Source organism: Micromonospora sp. DT229 (assembly GCF_049844505.1).
Classification (GTDB): domain Bacteria; phylum Actinomycetota; class Actinomycetes; order Mycobacteriales; family Micromonosporaceae; genus Micromonospora.
Window position 1 is genome coordinate 66,252 of sequence record NZ_JBNCLD010000006.1, and the last position, 17,840, is coordinate 84,091.

Below are 17,840 nucleotides of genomic sequence, written 5' to 3' on the forward strand. Positions count from 1 at the left end.
GCCCACGACCCCCGGGCGGCGGACGACGGACCCCCCCGGACGCCGGCCGGGGGGGGTGTGGGGGCGCCGGGGGGGGCCCGCCGGGGCCCCCGGGCGCCCCTCGACCCTGTCTGCCCCCGCCCACGGTTGCCGCCCGTTTGCCGCGACCGGGCCGGGGTACGGCTGAAGGCATGACGGACGACAGGACCTGGCGCGAAGAGGAACGGCTCTCCCTGGAGGAACTGGACCGGGCCGTGGCCCGTAACACCCTGGACGGGCAGGCCGACGACATGACCGCCAACGACGCCGGTGAGGAGGCCGCCTTCGGGCACGGTGCCGAGCCGGCCGACCGGGGCCGGAAGGTGCCGGGCAGCGACCTGGAACCGACCGACCCGGAGCGCGGCTACCGCCCCTCCACCACCGGCCGTACCGGACCCGACACGATGTGATCGTTCTCCCGCGATGCGGAAAGCGCCGGCCGGACGGTCGGAAAATCGGACAGCTCGGCCAGAATCGGCCGTTCGGCTGACGGCAAGGGCCGCATCGCGCGCAAGACTTTCGGAATGCATCAGGGCTCCGGTTTCCTCACCACGCGTCAGCGTCGCCTGGCGTGGCTCGGCTTCCTCCTCGCTGCCGTGCAGGCACCCGTCTCCGCCCGGCTGGTCGCGGACAGCTCCTGGCTGTTCAGCCTCTGTGTCGCGCTGATGGTGGCCACCGTGATCATCGCCGACGACGCCGCCCGGCGGCGTCCCGCCGCAGACGGCCCGTCGCCGGACTGAATCACCGCGGCACCCCGCCCGGTCCGAATCGCCCCCTTCTCACCGGTTCCGGCCGCTGTGCGTTTGCTCACCCGGCCGCCGGCCGGTGCGGGTCGGTTCGGAGGATTCCGCTCCGGTCGTCCCCTTCCCGATGACCCCTACTGTCCGGTCCGCACCGAGTTGGACCGGGCGACCGAAGGGGTGGCTCCGGCGGTGGAGGGGTCGACCGGCCGACCGGACGAGGACGCGCAGGTCCGGCTTGGATAGATTTGTTTTCCATGCAGGTGCCCCCGAACCAGGTTCCCGCCGCCACCGCCGTCGACTCGACGCGCACCACCCTGGTGGGACTCGTCAACGCCGTAGGCCTGGACGGACTGGCCGCGGCACATCAACTGCCGGGACTGCTCGCGGCCGTCGATCAGCACGCCGCCGCGGTACGCGACAGCCTGCACGGCGATCAGCGTCCGCTGACGGCCCCCGCCCTGGCCGGGTACGCCGACGGGATCAAGGCCGCCGCGACCGAACACGGCTGGCAGCCGCCCACCGACCCGGTCGACTGGTCGGAGGCGGACTGGGTGCTGGTGCGGCTGCTCGCCGTCTGCGCCTTGACGGCCGCCCTGGACACCCCGGCCGCGCAGCCCTCGCCGCTATGACGGCAACGGGTGCCCGCCGAGGGCGGACACCCGTTGCGCGCTGCTGCCGTGCTCAGGTACGAAACTGCTGGGTCTCGTCGCCGGCGGCGCCGGACTGGTGGGTACCCCGGCCACCGGCCATCGCCTGACTGCGCTCGGCGGCGGCCCGGTCGGCCATCTGCCGCTGCATGTCACTGCGGCCGGCTGCCGCGCCCTGCCGCTGCTCGCGGACGGCCCGCGACTCCTCGGAGATGCGATGCAGCCAGTCCTCCCAGCGGTTCTGCATCGGCTTCACGAGACCACCGCCCACGCCGACGATCAGGATGCCGGCCACGGTGGCCAGTACCGCGACCAGCACCGGAGTGGTGACCGTGGTGGCGATGCCCACCTGGTTCAGCGCCGCGATCACACCCAGGGCGATGACGAAGAACGCCGCCAGGTCCGCCAGCACCTTGCCGTAGGACATGCCGCCCAGCGCACCGCTGACGATGTCCCGTACGGCGTTGGCGATGGCGAAGGCGATCACCACGATGACGATCGCGACGAACGCTCGTGGCAGCCAGGACACCACCCCTGAGATCAGGTTGCTGATCGCGTTGGGCCCCCAGACCCCGAACGCGAACTGCAAGGTGAACAGCAGCACGGCGTAGTACGCCAGCTTCGCCAGGATGTCACTGGCGTCGTACTTCGTGCGTTCCAGTGCCCGTTTGACGCCACCCCGCTCGACCGCCCGGTCGAACCCCACCCGTTCCAGGGCCGCGTCGACGATCTTGAGTACGGCTCTGGCGATGAGCCATCCGACCACCAGGATCGCGATGAACGCGATGGCCCTCGGTACGAACAGCAGCACCGACCTCCACATGTCGGCCACGGCGTCGCCGATATCGACCTGCCTGGCCGCGAAGGTTTCCGGCATGATGTCCCTCCTGTCGCATGGTCTGCCCGGCGCGCTTACCCCATCCCTCGGCCCACACGCCGCGCCGATCCCCTCCTTTTTCTCGACAGGTCGCCAGGAAGGGGCTCTTACCTGGCCTTATGCCCCGGCTGCGGCGCACCGGGACGGATGATCGAAACACTGTTCGGCCGTCCGGACTAGGCTGCTGCCATGCCAGGAACGGTCGGGCGAGTCCCCACGCCAGCAGGCCCCGTGTCGAGCGCGCGGCTGCCTGGCGTCACCGGCCTGGTCGGTCGCCACCAGTGGAGCGGCAGCAGGCTCGGCCCCCCTGAGTTCTGGGACACCGCGGTTCGGGCCGCCGCCGAGATCGTGCTCGCCTCCCCCGCCCCGATGGCGCTGCACCTGGGCGACGAGTTCTTCCTGGTCTACAACGACGCGTACGCCGCACTGATCGGCGACAAGCACCCCCAGGCCCTGGGGCAACCCGCGCCGCAGGTGTTCGCGGAGGTGTGGCCGATGCCGGGCATCGGTGACGTCGTGGAGCACACCTACCGCACCGGTCAACCGTTCCTGGAACGGGAGACGACCATGCCGCCGCGCCCGACCACCGGTCAGCTGGACCAGGCCGGGTACGTGCGGGCCTGCTCCCCGGTCCGGGACAGCCGGGGCCGCATCGTCGGGGTGCTGTCCGTGATCGCCGAGACCAACCCGGCGATCCGGCAGCTTCAGGGGATCAGCGACCTGGCCGCTGCCCTGTCGGCCACCCTCACCCTCGACGACGTGGCCCGGGTCGCCATGCGCTACGCGATCACCTCCTTCGACGCCGACCGGGTCTCCTTCGCGGTGGACGACGCCGGTGGGTGGCGGATGACCCGGCGGGTCCGGGGGGAACTGGTGGACGAGGCCGACGAACGGCTTCCCCCGCTGTGGCGGCGGGGTCCGGCGGACTGGTCGGCCCCGGGGGCGGCCAGCGCCCGCACCGGGCGGGCCAGCTACCTCAACGACGGCGAGCCGCTGCGAGAGGTCGCCGCCGACCGGCACGACCAGAAGATCCGGGCCCTGGCGGCCGTACCCCTACGGGCCGTCGGGGTACGCGGTGCCCTCACGGTCGGCTACCGATCCGCGCACGCCTGGTCGGCCCAGGAGCGGGCGTTGCTGGAGGCCACGGCCGAGTTGGTCGGCCAGGCCACCGAACGGGCCCGCCGCTTCGAGACCCAGCACGGGACCGCCCAACTGTTGCAGCGCAGCATGCTGCCGGAGAACCTGCCCAGCCTGCCCCGGCTGCGGATCGCGGCGCGCTACGACCCGGGGGTGGACGGCAACGCCGCCGGTGGGGACTTCTACGACGCCTTCGTGCTGCCCACCGGAGATCTGGGGGTGGTGCTCGGCGACGTCGCCGGACACGACGTGCAGGCCGCCGCCCGGATGGGCCAGGTACGCGCCGCCCTGCGGGCGCTGGCCCTCAACGACCCCCGCCCCGACCAGGTGCTCGTCGGGCTCGACCGACTGGTCAGCAGCCTGGGGGCGGAGGCCGGCACCCACGAACTGTTCGTCACGGTGGCCTTCGGGGTCATCGATGTCGCCGGTGAGCTGCTCACCCTGGCCAGCGCGGGCCACCCGGCGCCGCTGATCCGACGCTGCTCCCCCGACGGCGAGCCGAGAGCCGAGTACGTGCCCGTGCCGGTCGGCGCCCCGCTGGGGGTCGGCTACCGGCCGGCGACCTGCACGGTCGCCTTCCCGCCCGGGGACACCTTGTTGCTGTTCAGCGACGGGGTGGTGGAACGGCGGCGGCACGGGCTCTCGCACGGCCTGGCGCGACTGGCCGAGTCGGTGGCCACGGCGAACAGCGGCGATCCCCGCGCGTTGTGTGCCACCGCCACCGCCTCGGTACCCGGTGCCACCGAGGACGACGTGGCCGTGCTCGCGGTCGAGTACGCCCTGCGGCCGAGCCGGTCGGCCCGGATGGAGGTGCCGGCCGAGCCGACCGCCCCGAGCCGGGTACGGCACTGGCTGACCGCCCAGCTCACCGAATGGCAGGTGGCCGAGTCGGTGATCGGGGCGGCGGTGCTGTGCACCAGCGAGCTGACCACCAACGCCCTGCTGCACGCCGGTACGGCGGCCCGGGTGGAGATCGACCTCAGCCCGGAACGGCTGCTCGTGTCGGTGGCCGACTCGGGTTCGCGCGGCACGGTGACCCGGGCCCGGACGGACACCCTCAGCAGCCGGGGCCGGGGACTGGGCCTGATCGAGGAGTTGAGCGACGCCTGGGGCACCGACCCCACCGTGCGGGGCTCGACGGTCTGGTTCGAGATCCTCACCCCGCCGCGGTAGCCCGATCGCAGGGCTCAGGCCAGTCGTTCGGCCAGGGCCCGCCCGAGGTCGCGGCCGGAGCGCCAGGCCGTCTGCACCCGGGGCTGGGCACCGAAGGCGTCACCGGCCAGCCCGATCCCCGCCTCGTCGAGGTGGAAGGTGGCGGGGTGACCGGCCGTGGGCTGGGCGTAGCGCCACCGGTGCAGGTGCACCTCCACGGCCGGGTCGGGCAGGCCCAGCAGGTCGCGGACGGCCGCCTCGATCGCCGGGGCGGCGGCGGTGGGCTGGGCCAGATGGCCTTCGGCGAACTGCCCGGTGGTGTGCGCGACGAGCACTGCGGCCCGGTCGCCCGGCGTTCCCCGTCGTCGCAGACCAGACGCAGCATCGGGTGGTCGTTGACGAAGGCCCCCCGAAAGTCCGGCCAGCGTCGAGCCGGGAAGCGCAGCACCGCCGCCAGGGCGGGTGACCAGCGCTGGGTGGCGAGCGCCTCGGTGGCGGCGGTCAGGGCGGGGTCCAGCAGCAGCGCGGCCTGGGGCCCGGGCATCGCCAGCACGACCGCCTGGCATCTGCGGCCGTCCACGGAGGGGCCCGGAGCGACATCGAGCACCAGACGGTTCACCCGCACGGGCAGGTCCCGGGCCAGGTGTTCGACCAGCGAGCGGAGCCCACCGGGCGCGGCCCACCGCAGGGGACCGCCGACCGTACGCCTGCCCTGCTCGCCGTAGGCGAGGAAGGTGTCGGTCCACTCCCGGGCCAGCCCGGCCCTCTGCCACCCCGCCACCACCTCGGCGAAGTCCGGATCGCTGACCGTGAAGTAGGCCGCCCCGAGGTCGGCCGGGCGGCGGCCGTCGAAGCGTTTGCTGGCCATCCGGCCACCGACCACCCGGGCCCGCTCGTGGATCTCCACCGGCACCCCGGCCCGGCGCAGCTCCTCGGCACAGGCCACCCCGGCGATGCCGGCACCGACCACCACGACGCCCCTCCGATCGGTAGTCATCCGGTGATCCTACGTACCGGGCCGACCCGAATCCGTCCGTCCGAGGGCTGACCAGGCCGAGAGATACACCTAAAGCCGTCGATGCTTCCGGAAGGTCTTCACAATTTCGCAACGGCCCCGTACCTTGGCGGACATGTGGGAGCGCTTCCACGCAACTTGCTCGATATATCCGAGGAGCAGACCATGAGAACCCGACGCACGTCCGCCGTGGTCGGCGCGGTGACGGCACTCACCGTCGCCGCCACCGTCGGTGTGGGCGCGCTGCTGGCAGCACCCGCCGCAGCGGCCGATTCCGCCTTCTACGTGGACCCGCAGACCAGCGCCGCCCGCTGGGTGGCGGCCAACCCGGGCGACTCCCGGGCCGCCGTGATCCGGGACCGGATCGCCAACGTGCCGCAGCCCCGCTGGTACACCACCACCAACACCTCGACCGTGCAGGCAGAGGTGAGCCAGTTCGTCGGCGCCGCCGCCGCAGCGGGCAAGATCCCGATCCTGGTGGTCTACAACATCCCCAACCGTGACTGCAGCAACCACAGCGGTGGCGGCGCGCCCAACCACAGCGCCTACCGCCAGTGGGTGGACCAGGTGGCGGCAGGCCTCCAGGGCCGACCGGCCACCATCATCCTGGAGCCGGACGTGCTCCCCATCATGACCAGCTGCATGGACGGCAACCAGCAGGCCGAGGTCCGGGCCTCGATGGCGTACGCCGGCAAGGCCCTCAAGCGCGGCTCGTCGGCGGCGAAGGTCTACTACGACATCGGCCACGGCGGCTGGCTCTCGGCCGGCGAGGCCGCCAACCGGTTGGTCGCCGCGGACATCGCCAACAGCGCCGACGGCATCTCGGTGAACGTGTCCAACTACCGGAGCACCGCCGGTGAGGTCTCGTACGCCAAGTCGATCATCGCGGCCACCGGGATCTCCCGCCTGAAGGCGGTCATCGACACCAGCCGTAACGGCAACGGTCCCGCCGGCTCGGAGTGGTGCGACCCGCCGGGGCGGGCCATCGGCACGCCGAGCACCACCAACACCGGCGACTCGGCGGTCGACGCCTTCCTCTGGGTGAAGCTGCCCGGTGAGGCCGACGGCTGCATCGCCGCCGCCGGTCAGTTCGTGCCGCAGCGGGCGTACGACATGGCGATCGCGGCCGGGCCGCTGCCCACCACGCCGGCCCCCACCACCCCCGGCCCCACCACTCCCCCGCCGCCCACCACTCCCCCGCCGGCCAGCACCCCGCCGCCCGGTGACCCCGGTTGCACGGTGACCTTCACCCCGAACACCTGGACCGGTGGCTTCACCGCCGAGATCCGGGTGACCAACCGCGGCAGCTCGTTGAACAGCTGGACCGTGGCCTTCAACGCCGGGTCCGGGGTACAGCTGAGCAACGGCTGGAACGGCATCTGGAGCCAGTCCGGCGACCGGATCTCGGTCCGTAACGCCGACTGGAACGGCAGCCTGTTCAGCGGCAACACCGTCAGCATCGGCTTCCAGGGCACCTACAGCGGTAGCAGCCTGCCGGCGCCGAGTGGTTTCACCCTCAACGGCACCAACTGCACCTGATCACACACCTCGGACAGGCCCCCCGCCACCGCCTTCGGGCACCGGCGGGGGGCCTTCCCCTTCTCCGCATCCCCGGCGCCGGCCGGTGCTGGCGCGTTACCGCCGCCCTCCGAGGGGAACGCGTCATACGACGAAGGAGGAGACCCATGACCACACAGTCGAATCCCCCGGCCTGGCAGCCGGGCGTGACCGGCGGCGGCACCCTCCCGTCGGGCCCGGGCGGCCAGACCGCGGCACCCAGTGGCGACGGGCACGGTCCACAGTTCGGTCCGCCGACCGTGACGATCGGGGCCTACCCGGACTATCCCTCCGCCCAACGGGTGGTGGACCACCTGGCCGACAACCGGTTCCCGGTGGAACGCAGCGCGATCGTGGGGACCGATCTGACCCTGGTGGAGACCGTTCTGGGCCGGATGACGACCGCTCGTGCCGGACTGATCGGCGCCGGCACCGGTGCCTGGTTCGGTCTGTTCATCGGCCTGCTGTTCGGCATCTTCACCATCGGCAACTGGATCGCGGTCATCCTGGCCGGCCTGGTCATCGGGGCCGTCTGGGGCGCGGTGTTCGGCGCGGTGGCGCACGCCATGACCGGCGGCAAGCGGGACTTCACCTCGGCCAGCTCGCTGCGCGCCAACCAGTACGCCGTCATCGTCGACGCGGACGTGGCCGAACAGGCCCGTCAGGTGCTGGGTCGACTGCACCTGGGCGGGCGCACTCCACAGACCGCGGGCTGAGCACCCGATCGACGGACGCCGACGGCGTCCGGCCGCCCTCGACCATGACGGTCGGGGGCGGATCGCGTGTCAGTCGGTGGCCAGTCGGGCGTGCAGGTGCTCGTCGTGGCGTCGGCCGTCACCGTAGCGGTGCGACTGCCGCAGGGTGCCCTCGGCCAGGTACCCGGCCCGTTCGGCGACCCGGCAGGAGGCCGGGTTGCCCACCGCGTGACACAACTCGATCCGGTGCAGTCCGAGTTCGGCGAAGGCCCAGGCGGTGAAGCGGACGACCGCGGCCGAGGCCAGCCCTCGGCCACGGGCCGCGGGCACCACCCAGTAGCCGATCGAGGCGTCGTCCTCGTGGACACGGTGCAGCGACACCGAGCCGAGCAGCACGGCCGGATCGGTCGGATCGGCCAGGGCCAGGGCCACCTTCGTGCCGTCCGACCAGTCGGCCCGCCGCCGTACCCACCGGCGGGCGGCCGCCAGGTCGAGTCCCTCGCCCTGCGGGTTCCACAGGGCGATGTCCGGGTCGCGGAAGGCGTCCAGGGCGGCGGGGGCGTCGCCGTCGCGCCACGGACGCAGCAGCAGGTCGGGGCCGGTCAGGTTCACGCCGGGCAGTGTGGCACACCCTCCCGGCGTACCACCGCTGGAAATCCGGTCCTGTCGTTCAATCCTTCAACAACTGGCCCCGGGTCCCCGTTGATCAGCCGTACAGGCAGCGGTCCGGTGAGTTTGTTCAAATTTGAATTTTGAGCTATGGTCGGGTCATGACCGAGAGCCTGAGCGCCGACCGCCTCACCGCCTGGCGGGCGTACATCGAGGCCAGCCAGCGTTTGCTCACCCGGCTGGAGGAGGAGCTACGCGCCACCAGCGAGCTCAGCCTCGCCGACTACCACGTGCTGGTGCTGCTCAGCGAGGCCCCCGGGCACCGCCTGCGGATGGGCGAGCTGGCCGGCCGAATGGTCTTCTCCCCCAGTCGGCTGACCTACCAGATCTCCTCGATGCAGCGGCGCGGCCTGGTGGTGCGACAGCCGTGTCCGCAGGACGGCCGGGGCAGCGAGGCGGTGCTCACCGCCGCCGGCCTGGTGGCCCTGCGCGAGGCCGCACCGCAGCACCTGCACTCCGTACGCACCCACCTGATGGACGACCTCGACGACGCCGAGATCGCCTGCCTGACCAGGATCTTCACCCGACTCGGCCAGCGGCTACAGGCAACCGCCAGCCCCGCCCACAGCGACAGTTGAAGGAGCCTTCGATGCCCGCGATCACCGTCGACAACGTCCTCGTCCTGCCCCGCCTGCCCCGCCTCGACGAGTCCACCACCACCATCCGCCCGGTCCGTCGGCTGACCACCGCGCCCAGCGGCTTCGAGGGCGAGGGCTTCCCGGTGCGCCGGGCCTTCGCCGGGGTACCGGTCAGCGAGCTGGATCCCTTCCTGCACCTCGACCAGATGGGCGAGGTGGAGTACGCCCCGGGCGAGCCGAAGGGCACCAGTTGGCACCCGCACCGGGGCTTCGAGACCGTCACCTACATCATCGACGGGGTCTTCGAGCACCAGGACACCCACGGCGGGGGCGGCACGATCACCAACGGCGACACCCAGTGGATGACCGCCGGCAGTGGCCTGCTGCACATCGAGGCCCCGCCGGAGCACCTGGTCGTCAGCGGCGGGCTGTTCCACGGCACCCAGCTCTGGGTCAACCTGCCCAAGGTGGCGAAGATGAGCCCGCCGAAGTACCAGGACATCCGGGGCAACCAGGCCGCCCTGCTCACCACCCCGGACGGGGGTGCGCTGATCCGGGTGATCGCCGGTGAGATCGCCGGGCACCGGGGACCGGGCTCGACGTACACCCCGATCACGGTCACCCACGTCACCGTCGAGCCGGGGGCCCAGGTCGACCTGCCCTGGCGGCCGGACTTCAACGCCCTGGTGTACGTGCTGGGCGGGCGCGGCACGATCGGCGCCAACGGCCGTGGGGTCCGGACCGGACAGCTCGCGGTGCACGGCCCGGGTGACGCCCTGCGGATCAAGGCCAACGCCCGGCAGGACAGCCGGACTCCCACCCTGGATCTCTACATCATGGGTGGTCAGCCGATCCGGGAGCCGGTGGCCCAGTACGGCCCGTTCGTGATGAACAGCCGGGACGAGCTGATCCAGGCCTTCGAGGATTACCAGGCCGGGCGGCTTGGGGTGATCCCGGCGGAACGGCTGGCGCACACCGAGGGCCAGGGTTCCCGGCCCTGAGTCAGCACGGAGACGAGTCGGGGGCGCCCGATGCGACCGGAGCGCCCCCGCCCCACCTCGTCCGGCACGAACGAACCGGCCCCCGGGACAGTTGCCCCGGGGGCCGGTTCGTCGCTGTGTGTCGGTGTTCATCCCGACCGAGGTCAGCCGGTGACGGCGTCCTTCGCGTTACGGCCGGCGTCCTTGACGTGCTCGCCCGCCTGCTTCGCCCGCGCCTCGGTCTGCTGGGTGACGTGGAGGATCAGAAAAAGACCAGGCGGGCGGCGAGGGCCACGAAGACCGTGCCGGCGATCCGGTTGAGCAGCTTGTCGACCCGGTGCCGCCGGTGCAGCCACTCCCCCAGCCGACCGGCGGCGAGCGCGATCACCGAGTCGACCAGCAGCCCCACCAGCACGAAGAGCAGCCCCAGCACCAGCAGTTGCACACCCGCGCCCCCGGCGTCGGCATCGACGAACTGCGGCAGGAAGGCCAGGTAGAACAGGACGATCTTGGGGTTGAGCAGGTTCGTCATGGTGGCACGCCAGAGCACCGTGCGCAGCGGCACCACCGCACGCTCCTGGACCGCCGACGCCGACGAGGAATCCAACCAGGCCCGGATACCGATGTAGACCAGGTAGGCGGCACCGACGTACTTGATCACGTCGAAGAGCACCGGCACGGCAGCCATCAGTGCCGCCAGGCCGAGCGAGACCAGCACGGTGTGCACCAGCATGCCCAGGGACATGCCGACCGACGCCACCAACCCGGCCCGGACGCCCTGGCTGACCGAGGTGGCCAGGATGTAGAGCATGTCCGGGCCGGGCGTCACGCAGATGACCAGCACCGCGACGAGGAAGAGGGCCAACAGGCCAGGATCGATCAGCACAGACACCAACCACAGTGAACGGAGGTTCCGAAGAAGGGCCTACCTTGCCACATCCAACCGATCAAGAAACGCCGCCAGGTCCGCCAACGGGGAACCGGCCGCGAACGCCTGCCCGGCTGGCTCACTGGGGATGAAGTGCGCGGAGCTGTCGGTGAAGAGACGGTCGAAGCTGGCCGGGGCGACCGGGTCGGCGCCCTGCGGCGCCGGCAACAGCATCGCCACCCGGACCAGCCGCTCGTCCGCGTCGCCGGACGCCGCCAGCGCGCTCAGCCGGGCCCGGAACTCGGCGTACCCGAGGTGTTCGGCGCCGGCCTCGGCCAGCCGGGCGAAGATCTCCGCGTACCCGAGACCACCGGGTCGGAGCAGGTGCACCGTGCCGCCGGCCGCAGGTGCCGCACCGAGGACCGTGTCGGCCAGACAGCTGGCCAGCAGATCCACCGGCAGGTGGTCGGTGCGCGCCCCGGTCGGAAAGACCACCCCGGTACGCGTCGCCGCGTAGACCACCGAGTGCGCCAGTGACGCCGGGTTCGGCAGCCCGATCCGACGGTGCGGCCAGATCTCGCCGAGCCGGTAGACCACCGCATCGACCCCGAAGCCGCGGGCCCGCTCCAGCAGGTGCTCGGCGACCAGCTTGGACTGGTCGTACCCGCCCGGCGGGAGCGGCTCGTCCAGTCCGGGCAACCGGTCCGGGCCGATCGGCGTCCCGGACGTGCCGCGCGCCGCGGCGGACAAGACGCTGAACGTGGAGAGCACGTGCAGCCGGCAGCCGGATCCGGTGGCGGCGAGCCGGACCAGCTCACCGGTGCCGAACACGTTGGGGCCCCGGTGGGCGCCGTAGTCGCGCAGGAAGTTGACCAGTGCACCGGCATGCACCACCGCGTCCACCGCGCCGGCCAGGGCCCGGAAGGCGGTGTCGTCGAGGCCGAGCAGCGGTGCGCCCAGGTCACCGGTGACCACCCGGACCCGCCCCTGCACCAGGGCGTGCTCCAGGGCGGTGAGCGCGTCGGTCAGCCCGTACGCCCGCAGCACCGCCACCAGCCGGGCCGCTCCGGCAGCCGGATCGGCCGCCCGGACCAGGCAATGCAGTTCGACCTCCGGCCGGGTCACCAACTCGGCCAGTACGTGCGCGCCGACGAAACCGGTGACCCCGGTCAGCAGCAGCTGTCGGGCCAGCGTCGGCGCCGGCGGCACGCCGGCACCGACCAGGTCGCTCGGGTCGGCGTCGCGGGCCAGCAGCGCGGGATCCACCGCTGCGCCGGTGTCGCTCTGCCCGCTGCCCAGCAGCCGGGCCTGGGCCCGTACGGTGTCGGCCGCCAGCAGGTGGGCCAGGGAGACCGGACGGGCCTGGCGCAGGCCGAGCAGTGCGGCGAGCCGGTGGGTGAGCAGCGAGGTGCCGCCGTAGTCGGCGAAGGGCACGCTGACCGAGACCTCGGCGCGGCCGAGCACCTCACACCAGGCCGAGGCGACCAGATCCTCCGCCGGGCTGCCGGGCGCCTCCACCGGAGCACTGCCGGCGGCCGTCCGGGCCATCTGCTCCAGGGCGCGCCGGTCGAGTTTGCCGTGTGGGGTCAGCGGAATCTCGTCCACCACGGTCACCGCCCGGGGCACGGTCTCCGGGGGCAGCGACGCCCGTAGCCAGTCGACCAGGGCGGCCGGGGTGACGGTGTGGGACTCGTCGGACCGCAGACTCACGAAGGCTGCCAGGGACCGCGCGTCGCCCTCGCCCCGGACGATCACCGCGGCGCCACGTACCGCCGGGTACGCGGCGAGGACCCGCTCCACCTCGGCCAGTTCGATGCGGACCCCGCCGACCTTGACCTGGTCGTCGCGGCGGCCGTCGAACATCAGCAGCCCGTCCGGGGTGTGGTGACCCAGGTCCCCGGTGCGGTAGAGCAGGTCACCGGCGATCTCGGGGAACGGGTTGGGCACGAAGGCCCGGGCGGTGCGCTCCGGATCACCGAGATAGCCGGCGCCGACGCAGAGGCCACCGATGTAGATCTCGCCGACGGTCTCCGGGGGCACTGGGCGATGTGCGTCGTCGAGCACCACGGCGGCGGTGTTGCCGATGGCGGTGCCGAGGGGGATTCGGCCGGTGACCTCGGTGATCTCGTGGAAGACGGAGCCGATCGAGCACTCGGTCGGGCCGAAGGTGTTGGTCACCCTCAGGTCGGGCAGGAGCTTCCAGAGGCGGTCGAGCACCGCACCGTTGGCTTCCTCGCCACCGATCAGCATCCGGCGCAGACCGGCCAGTTCGGCGCAGAGGTCGGCCCGGAGTTCGAGGAGGCTGACCAGTGCGCCGAGCACCGAGGGGACGAAGTCGGTGATGGTCACCGCGTACCGGCCGAGGATGTGGCAGGTCTGCTCCAGGTCCAGGATGCCCTGCCGGTCGGGCAGGACCACCTGACCGCCGGTGGTCAACGGCCAGAGCAGTTGCCACATCGAGGAGTCGAAGGTCGGCTTGCTGTTCTGCAACACGACCTGCTCGGCGCCGTCACCGAAGTGGTGTGACATTGCCGCGAGCCGGTTGACCAGACCCCGATGTCTGTTCAGTGCGCATTTGGGAGTGCCGGTGGAGCCGGAGGTGAAATACCCGTAGATCAGGTCGTCCGGGCCGGGGCGTGGGCCGGTCGGAGTTCCGGTCACCAATTGTTCGCGGTCAATTATCAGAACATGGTCGGCGGGGCCGAGGCCGACCAGTGCCGGTGCAGTGGCGGCCACGGCGAGGACGACCCGGGGCGAGAGTTGACGGAAGAGTTCGGCCAGCCGGGACGCCGGCCAGCCCGGGTCGACCGGCACGAAGGGGGCACCGACCTTCATCGCCGCCAGCAGACCGATCGGAAACTCGACGCCCTCGGCGATGACCAGCGGGACGAAGTCACCGACGCCCACCCCGCGCTCGACCAGACTCTCGGCCAGCGCCTCGGCATGCTGGTTGAGCTTGCGAAACGTGAGGGTCTGGTCGCGGAAGCGGACGGCCGGCCGGTCCGGGGTCCGCGCCACCGTGGCCTCGAAGAGGTCGATGACCGAGCTTTCGGCCGGCACCGGCAGGGCGGGCCCGAGGCCAGCCCGGAGCGTAGAGGCGGGTCGTGGTGCGGATGATCGGGCGTCCAACGCTCGTCCCTTCTGCCGTGCCGCCGGCAGGTGTCGCCAGCGCGCACGGTCGAGGACCGGCGATTCACTGGGAATCGTCAGGCCATAGTGGATCTAGGTGTGATATGACCGAAATAATGGTTGCCGATCGTCGGCGCGGATTCGATTTACGCAAATCGAGTTACGTTTTTAACATAGACCAGCTGGTCGCGACAGTCCTTGCTGAGTGACGGATCACGTTGCTAGGGTGTGCCGGCCCTGCCAGGAGCCCTGATGGGCAGTGCTGCCCCATGACGAGAGGCACCGAACACATGCGACACGGGGACCTCGCCGACCAACGCGTCGGCGTCTTCCAGGCCGGTGGCCTCTCCAGTCTGGCCCTCGGTGTGTGGCTGCGGGAGCAGGGCGTGGCCAGTCACCACTACGTCGCCGACCTGGGACAGAGCGACCCGGACGAGATCGCCGACCTGGTCGCCTCGCTGCGCGACGCCGGCCTGCCGGCCAGCGTCGTCGACCTGCGCCCCCGGATGGCCGAGATCGGTCTCGACCTGCTGCGTTACCAGGCGCGACACGACGGCGGTTACTGGAACACCACCGGTGCGGCCCGGCTCGTCCTCGTCGAGCAGCTGACCCCGGTGCTGCGGGCCGACGGCTGCACGGTGCTCGCGCACGGCTGCGTGGGCGGCGGCAACGACCAGCGTCGCTTCGCCGCGTACGCTCGGGAGTTCGCCCCCGACCTTCGGGTCTACGCCCCCTGGACCGACCCGGACGCCCTCGAGCGCTTCGCCGCCGGCCGGGGCGCCATGCTCAACGCGGTCAAGGACGCCGGCTTCTTCCTCGACCGGGGCAGCGACGCCGACCGCTCCACCGACGCCTGCCTCGCCGGCGCGTCGCACGAGTCCTCGGCCCTGGAGGATCTGGCCACCCCGGTCGACGCCGGCAGCCTGACGCCCCGCTGGAGCGTCTATCCGAGCGAGGCACCGGCACAGGCCGAGACGGTCGCGGTCAGCTTCGACGCCGGCCGGGTCACCGATGTCGACGGCAGCGGTCCCGACCCGGTCGACGTGCTGCGTACCGCCCGGGATCTCGGCGCCCGGCACGGCGTCTGGTTGCGCGACGTGGTGGAACGCCGGATCATCGGCACCCGGTGCCGGGGCGTCTACGAGGCACCCGGGCTGGAGATCCTCGACACCGCCTGGCAGCGGGTGCTGGAGGTCTGCCTCGACCCGCACGCACGAGGGCTCTACCAGTCGCTCGGGCCGGTGCTCGGCGCGGCGGTCTACGAGGCCCGCTACGCCAGTCCGGTCGCGGCGGCCGCCCGCGCGGCGATCGACGAGCTGGTCCGCCCGGCCACCGCCACGGTTCGGCTGGTCCTGCACCGGGGCACCGCCCGGGTCGCCGGCATCGACGCCCCCGGGGTCGGCCACGACCAGCAGACCCGCTTCGGTACCGGCGGCAACCGGTGGCGCGAGCCGGTCGTCGGCCTGCGCTGACGGCACGTCACCGGCGCCTCCGCCCGGTCCCGCACCACCATCGAAGGCAGCGACAGGACAGGAGAGGTCCGTGCAGTACCGCAGGTTCGGTCGGTTGGGCTGGTCGGTCAGTGACGTCGGTTACGGCATGTGGGGCATCGCCGGTGGCGAGGGGGGTTGGAGCGGCGCCGACGACGCCATCGGCCACGCCGCCCTCGACGCGGCGGTCGAGGGGGGTTGCAACTTCTTCGACACCGCCTGGATCTACGGCCGCGGCCACAGCGAGGTGCTCCTCGGTGAGCTGCTGCGCCGGCATCCGGACCGCCGGCTCTACGTGGCCACCAAGATCCCGCCGAAGGACCGAAACTGGCCGTCCACCCGGGAGTCGAGGCTCGAGGACGTCTTCCCGGCCGACCACGTCCGGGAGTACCTGCACAAGAGCCTGGAGAACCTCGGCGTCGAGCGAATCGACCTGTTGCAGTTCCACGTCTGGGAGGACTCCTGGGCCGAGGATCCACGCTGGCAGGACATGGTGCGGGAGCTGCGCGAGTCGGGGTTGGTCACCGGGATCGGGCTCAGCCTCAACCGCTGGGAACCGTGGAACGGCATGGCCGCGATGCGTACCGGCCTGGTGGACGCCGTCCAGGTGATCTACAACATCTTCGACCAGGCCCCGGAGGACGAACTCTTCGGTCTCTGCCAGGAGCTGGACGTGGCGGTGATCGCCCGGGTGCCCTTCGACGAGGGGACGCTGACCGGCACCCTGACCATGGAGAGCACCTGGCCCGAGGGTGACTGGCGCAACAGCTACTTCGTGCCGGAGAACCTCGCCGCCAGCGTGGCGCGGGCCGAGGCGCTGGCCAAGGACGTACCGGACGGGATGACCATGCCGGAGCTGGCGCTGCGGTTCATCCTCGCGCACCCGACGGTCAGCACGGTCATCCCCGGCATGCGCAAGATCCATCATGTGCACGCGAACCTGGCCACCAGTGACGCGCCCCCGCTGGAGGAGTCGGTACTGGCCCGGCTGCGCGAGCACCGCTGGGACCGCCAACCCACCGCCTGGTCCCAGTGAGCGGAACCCCGGTGATCGCCCTCTGGGCGGTGCCGCGCTCCCGCTCCACGGCGTTCCTGCGGATGCTGATCGAGCGCGGTGACCTGGCCGTCGTGCACGAACCCTTCTCCAACCTGGCGGCCGTGGGGCACTTCGACATCGACGGCGAGCGCGCCGCCAGCATCGGTGAACTCTTCGACCTGCTGCTCGCCCTCGGCCGGCGCAGCGGACAGCGGGTCTTCCTCAAGGAGACCACCGACTACCCCTACGACGAGATCCTGCGCGACCGGCGGCTCTACACCGACGTCACCAACACCTTCATGATCCGGGACCCGGCCGCCGTGGTCGCCTCGCACTACGCGATGAACCAGTCGGTCGAACGCGACGAGATCGGCTTCGAGCGACTGCACGGCATGGTCGAGGCGGTCTGCGCGGTCACCGGGGAGGTCCCGCTGGTGCTCGACGGCGACGAGGTGGCCGCCACACCGGAGGCGGCCACCGAGCGGTTCTGCCAGGTGACCGGGCTCCCGCACCGCCCGGAGGCGCTGCGCTGGCAGCCCGGTGAGCAGCAAGCCTTCGCGCGCACCCGGGCGTGGCACCGGGACGTGGAGGCGAGCAGCGGCTTCACCACCCGGACCACCCGCCACGAGGTACGCCCCGACAACGACCCCCGGCTGGCCGCGCTGGAGGCGTACCACCGGCCGTTCTACCAGGCGCTGCACGCGCTTCGGTTCTCGCTGCACCCGGCCTGAACAGCGCCCGGACTGCAGTCCCGACGACCTTCCACGGCCGGTGCCGGGTCACTCCTCGCTGGCGGCCGATCCGGGAGCCGGTGGCCCAGTACGGCCCGTTCGTGATGAACAGCCGGGACGAGCTGATCCAGGCCTTCGAGGACTACCAGGCCGGACGGCTAGGGGTGATCCCGGCGAAGCGGCTGGCGCACACCGAGGGCCAGGGTTCCCGGCCCTGAGTCAGCGCGACGACGAGTTGGGGGCGCCCGATGCGACCGGAGCGCCCCCCGCTGGTCAGGAAACGGCGAAGATGCCGGCCAAGCCGAGCACCACCATCACCAGTACGGCCAACAGCGCTCCCCGCTCCCCTTCCACCGCCTGCTCGCGGTGCTCGGTCACAGCGCTGGTCGTCTCGCCGGGCATGGTGCGGCCTCCTCGAGTTAGGGGTGCGTGCCGATTCGGCCCTTGAGTAACCCGTCTGGGCCGCCGGAAACCCGAGGGCCCCGCCTTACCGCGACCAACCCGGCCCGGCACCCGCA

General features: G+C 71.9%; 16 protein-coding genes and 2 pseudogenes. 12 read left to right on the forward strand and 6 right to left on the reverse strand.

Features of this window, described 5'->3' with window-relative positions:
* Positions 1-170 precede the first annotated feature (170 nt).
* The 3 genes from ACLQ2T_RS11475 (at position 171) to ACLQ2T_RS11485 (ending at position 1,390) form a co-directional block, all read left to right on the forward strand.
* A complete protein-coding gene (locus ACLQ2T_RS11475; protein WP_425765988.1) occupies positions 171-428 on the forward strand; it encodes a hypothetical protein in 258 nt (85 codons plus the stop codon).
* Positions 429-542: 114 nt separating this feature from the next.
* Positions 543-758, forward strand: a complete 216-nt coding sequence (locus ACLQ2T_RS11480; RefSeq protein ID WP_425765989.1) for a hypothetical protein — start codon at positions 543-545, stop codon at positions 756-758.
* A 257-nt stretch (positions 759-1,015) separates the two neighbouring features.
* Positions 1,016-1,390 (forward strand): DUF6401 family natural product biosynthesis protein, encoded by a 375-nt coding sequence (locus ACLQ2T_RS11485; RefSeq protein ID WP_425765990.1) that lies wholly within the window; start codon positions 1,016-1,018, stop codon positions 1,388-1,390.
* 52 nt (positions 1,391-1,442) lie between these two features.
* On the opposite strand, the gene ACLQ2T_RS11490 is transcribed toward ACLQ2T_RS11485, so the two are convergent.
* On the reverse strand, positions 1,443-2,285 hold the full coding sequence (locus ACLQ2T_RS11490; protein WP_425765991.1) for a mechanosensitive ion channel family protein: 843 nt from the start codon (positions 2,283-2,285) through the stop codon (positions 1,443-1,445).
* 189 nt (positions 2,286-2,474) lie between these two features.
* Here ACLQ2T_RS11490 and ACLQ2T_RS11495 point away from each other — a divergent pair, with 189 nt between their 5' ends.
* Positions 2,475-4,595: an ATP-binding SpoIIE family protein phosphatase gene (locus ACLQ2T_RS11495; protein ID WP_425765992.1), complete on the forward strand. Its 2,121-nt coding sequence runs from the start codon at positions 2,475-2,477 to the stop codon at positions 4,593-4,595.
* Between the two features lie 14 nt (positions 4,596-4,609).
* Here ACLQ2T_RS11495 and ACLQ2T_RS11500 read toward each other — a convergent pair.
* Positions 4,610-5,571, reverse strand: a pseudogene (locus ACLQ2T_RS11500) (NAD(P)/FAD-dependent oxidoreductase).
* A 183-nt stretch (positions 5,572-5,754) separates the two neighbouring features.
* Between ACLQ2T_RS11500 and ACLQ2T_RS11505 the strand changes: the two are divergent.
* Together ACLQ2T_RS11505 and ACLQ2T_RS11510 are read left to right on the forward strand one after the other, a co-directional pair.
* Complete coding sequence (locus ACLQ2T_RS11505) at positions 5,755-7,128, forward strand: glycoside hydrolase family 6 protein (RefSeq protein ID WP_425765993.1); 1,374 nt, start codon at positions 5,755-5,757, stop codon at positions 7,126-7,128.
* Between the two features lie 146 nt (positions 7,129-7,274).
* Positions 7,275-7,862 (forward strand): general stress protein, encoded by a 588-nt coding sequence (locus ACLQ2T_RS11510; protein ID WP_425765994.1) that lies wholly within the window; start codon positions 7,275-7,277, stop codon positions 7,860-7,862.
* 69 nt (positions 7,863-7,931) lie between these two features.
* Here ACLQ2T_RS11510 and ACLQ2T_RS11515 read toward each other — a convergent pair whose 3' ends face one another.
* Entirely contained in the window at positions 7,932-8,453 is a 522-nt protein-coding gene (locus tag ACLQ2T_RS11515; RefSeq protein ID WP_425765995.1) for a GNAT family N-acetyltransferase, read from the reverse strand.
* A gap of 158 nt (positions 8,454-8,611) precedes the next feature.
* On the opposite strand from ACLQ2T_RS11515, the gene ACLQ2T_RS11520 reads away from it, so the two are divergent.
* Together ACLQ2T_RS11520 and ACLQ2T_RS11525 are read left to right on the forward strand one after the other, a co-directional pair.
* Positions 8,612-9,088, forward strand: a complete 477-nt coding sequence (locus ACLQ2T_RS11520) for a MarR family winged helix-turn-helix transcriptional regulator (protein WP_425765996.1) — start codon at positions 8,612-8,614, stop codon at positions 9,086-9,088.
* An 11-nt stretch (positions 9,089-9,099) separates the two neighbouring features.
* Positions 9,100-10,089: a pirin family protein gene (locus ACLQ2T_RS11525; protein ID WP_425765997.1), complete on the forward strand. Its 990-nt coding sequence runs from the start codon at positions 9,100-9,102 to the stop codon at positions 10,087-10,089.
* Positions 10,090-10,330: 241 nt separating this feature from the next.
* On the opposite strand, the gene ACLQ2T_RS11530 is transcribed toward ACLQ2T_RS11525, so the two are convergent.
* Together ACLQ2T_RS11530 and ACLQ2T_RS11535 are read right to left on the reverse strand one after the other, a co-directional pair.
* Positions 10,331-10,960, reverse strand: coding sequence for a LysE family translocator (locus ACLQ2T_RS11530; RefSeq protein ID WP_425765998.1), 630 nt, complete (start codon positions 10,958-10,960; stop codon positions 10,331-10,333).
* Between the two features lie 33 nt (positions 10,961-10,993).
* Positions 10,994-13,996, reverse strand: a complete 3,003-nt coding sequence (locus tag ACLQ2T_RS11535) for a non-ribosomal peptide synthetase (RefSeq protein WP_425765999.1) — start codon at positions 13,994-13,996, stop codon at positions 10,994-10,996.
* A gap of 338 nt (positions 13,997-14,334) precedes the next feature.
* Between ACLQ2T_RS11535 and ACLQ2T_RS11540 the strand changes: the two genes are divergently transcribed.
* The 4 genes and pseudogenes from ACLQ2T_RS11540 to ACLQ2T_RS11555 form a co-directional block, all read left to right on the forward strand.
* On the forward strand, positions 14,335-15,537 hold the full coding sequence (locus ACLQ2T_RS11540; RefSeq protein WP_425766000.1) for an argininosuccinate synthase domain-containing protein: 1,203 nt from the start codon (positions 14,335-14,337) through the stop codon (positions 15,535-15,537).
* A 70-nt stretch (positions 15,538-15,607) separates the two neighbouring features.
* Positions 15,608-16,591, forward strand: coding sequence for an aldo/keto reductase (locus ACLQ2T_RS11545; protein ID WP_425766001.1), 984 nt, complete (start codon positions 15,608-15,610; stop codon positions 16,589-16,591).
* Complete coding sequence (locus ACLQ2T_RS11550; protein ID WP_425766002.1) at positions 16,588-17,322, forward strand: hypothetical protein; 735 nt, start codon at positions 16,588-16,590, stop codon at positions 17,320-17,322. Before ACLQ2T_RS11545 ends, ACLQ2T_RS11550 begins: the two co-directional genes overlap by 4 nt.
* Positions 17,323-17,384: 62 nt before the next feature.
* Positions 17,385-17,540: pseudogene (locus ACLQ2T_RS11555) on the forward strand (pirin-like C-terminal cupin domain-containing protein); the annotation flags it as partial.
* Between the two features lie 55 nt (positions 17,541-17,595).
* Here ACLQ2T_RS11555 and ACLQ2T_RS11560 read toward each other — a convergent pair.
* Positions 17,596-17,724: a hypothetical protein gene (locus ACLQ2T_RS11560; protein ID WP_327026873.1), complete on the reverse strand. Its 129-nt coding sequence runs from the start codon at positions 17,722-17,724 to the stop codon at positions 17,596-17,598.
* Positions 17,725-17,840: the final 116 nt, after the last annotated feature.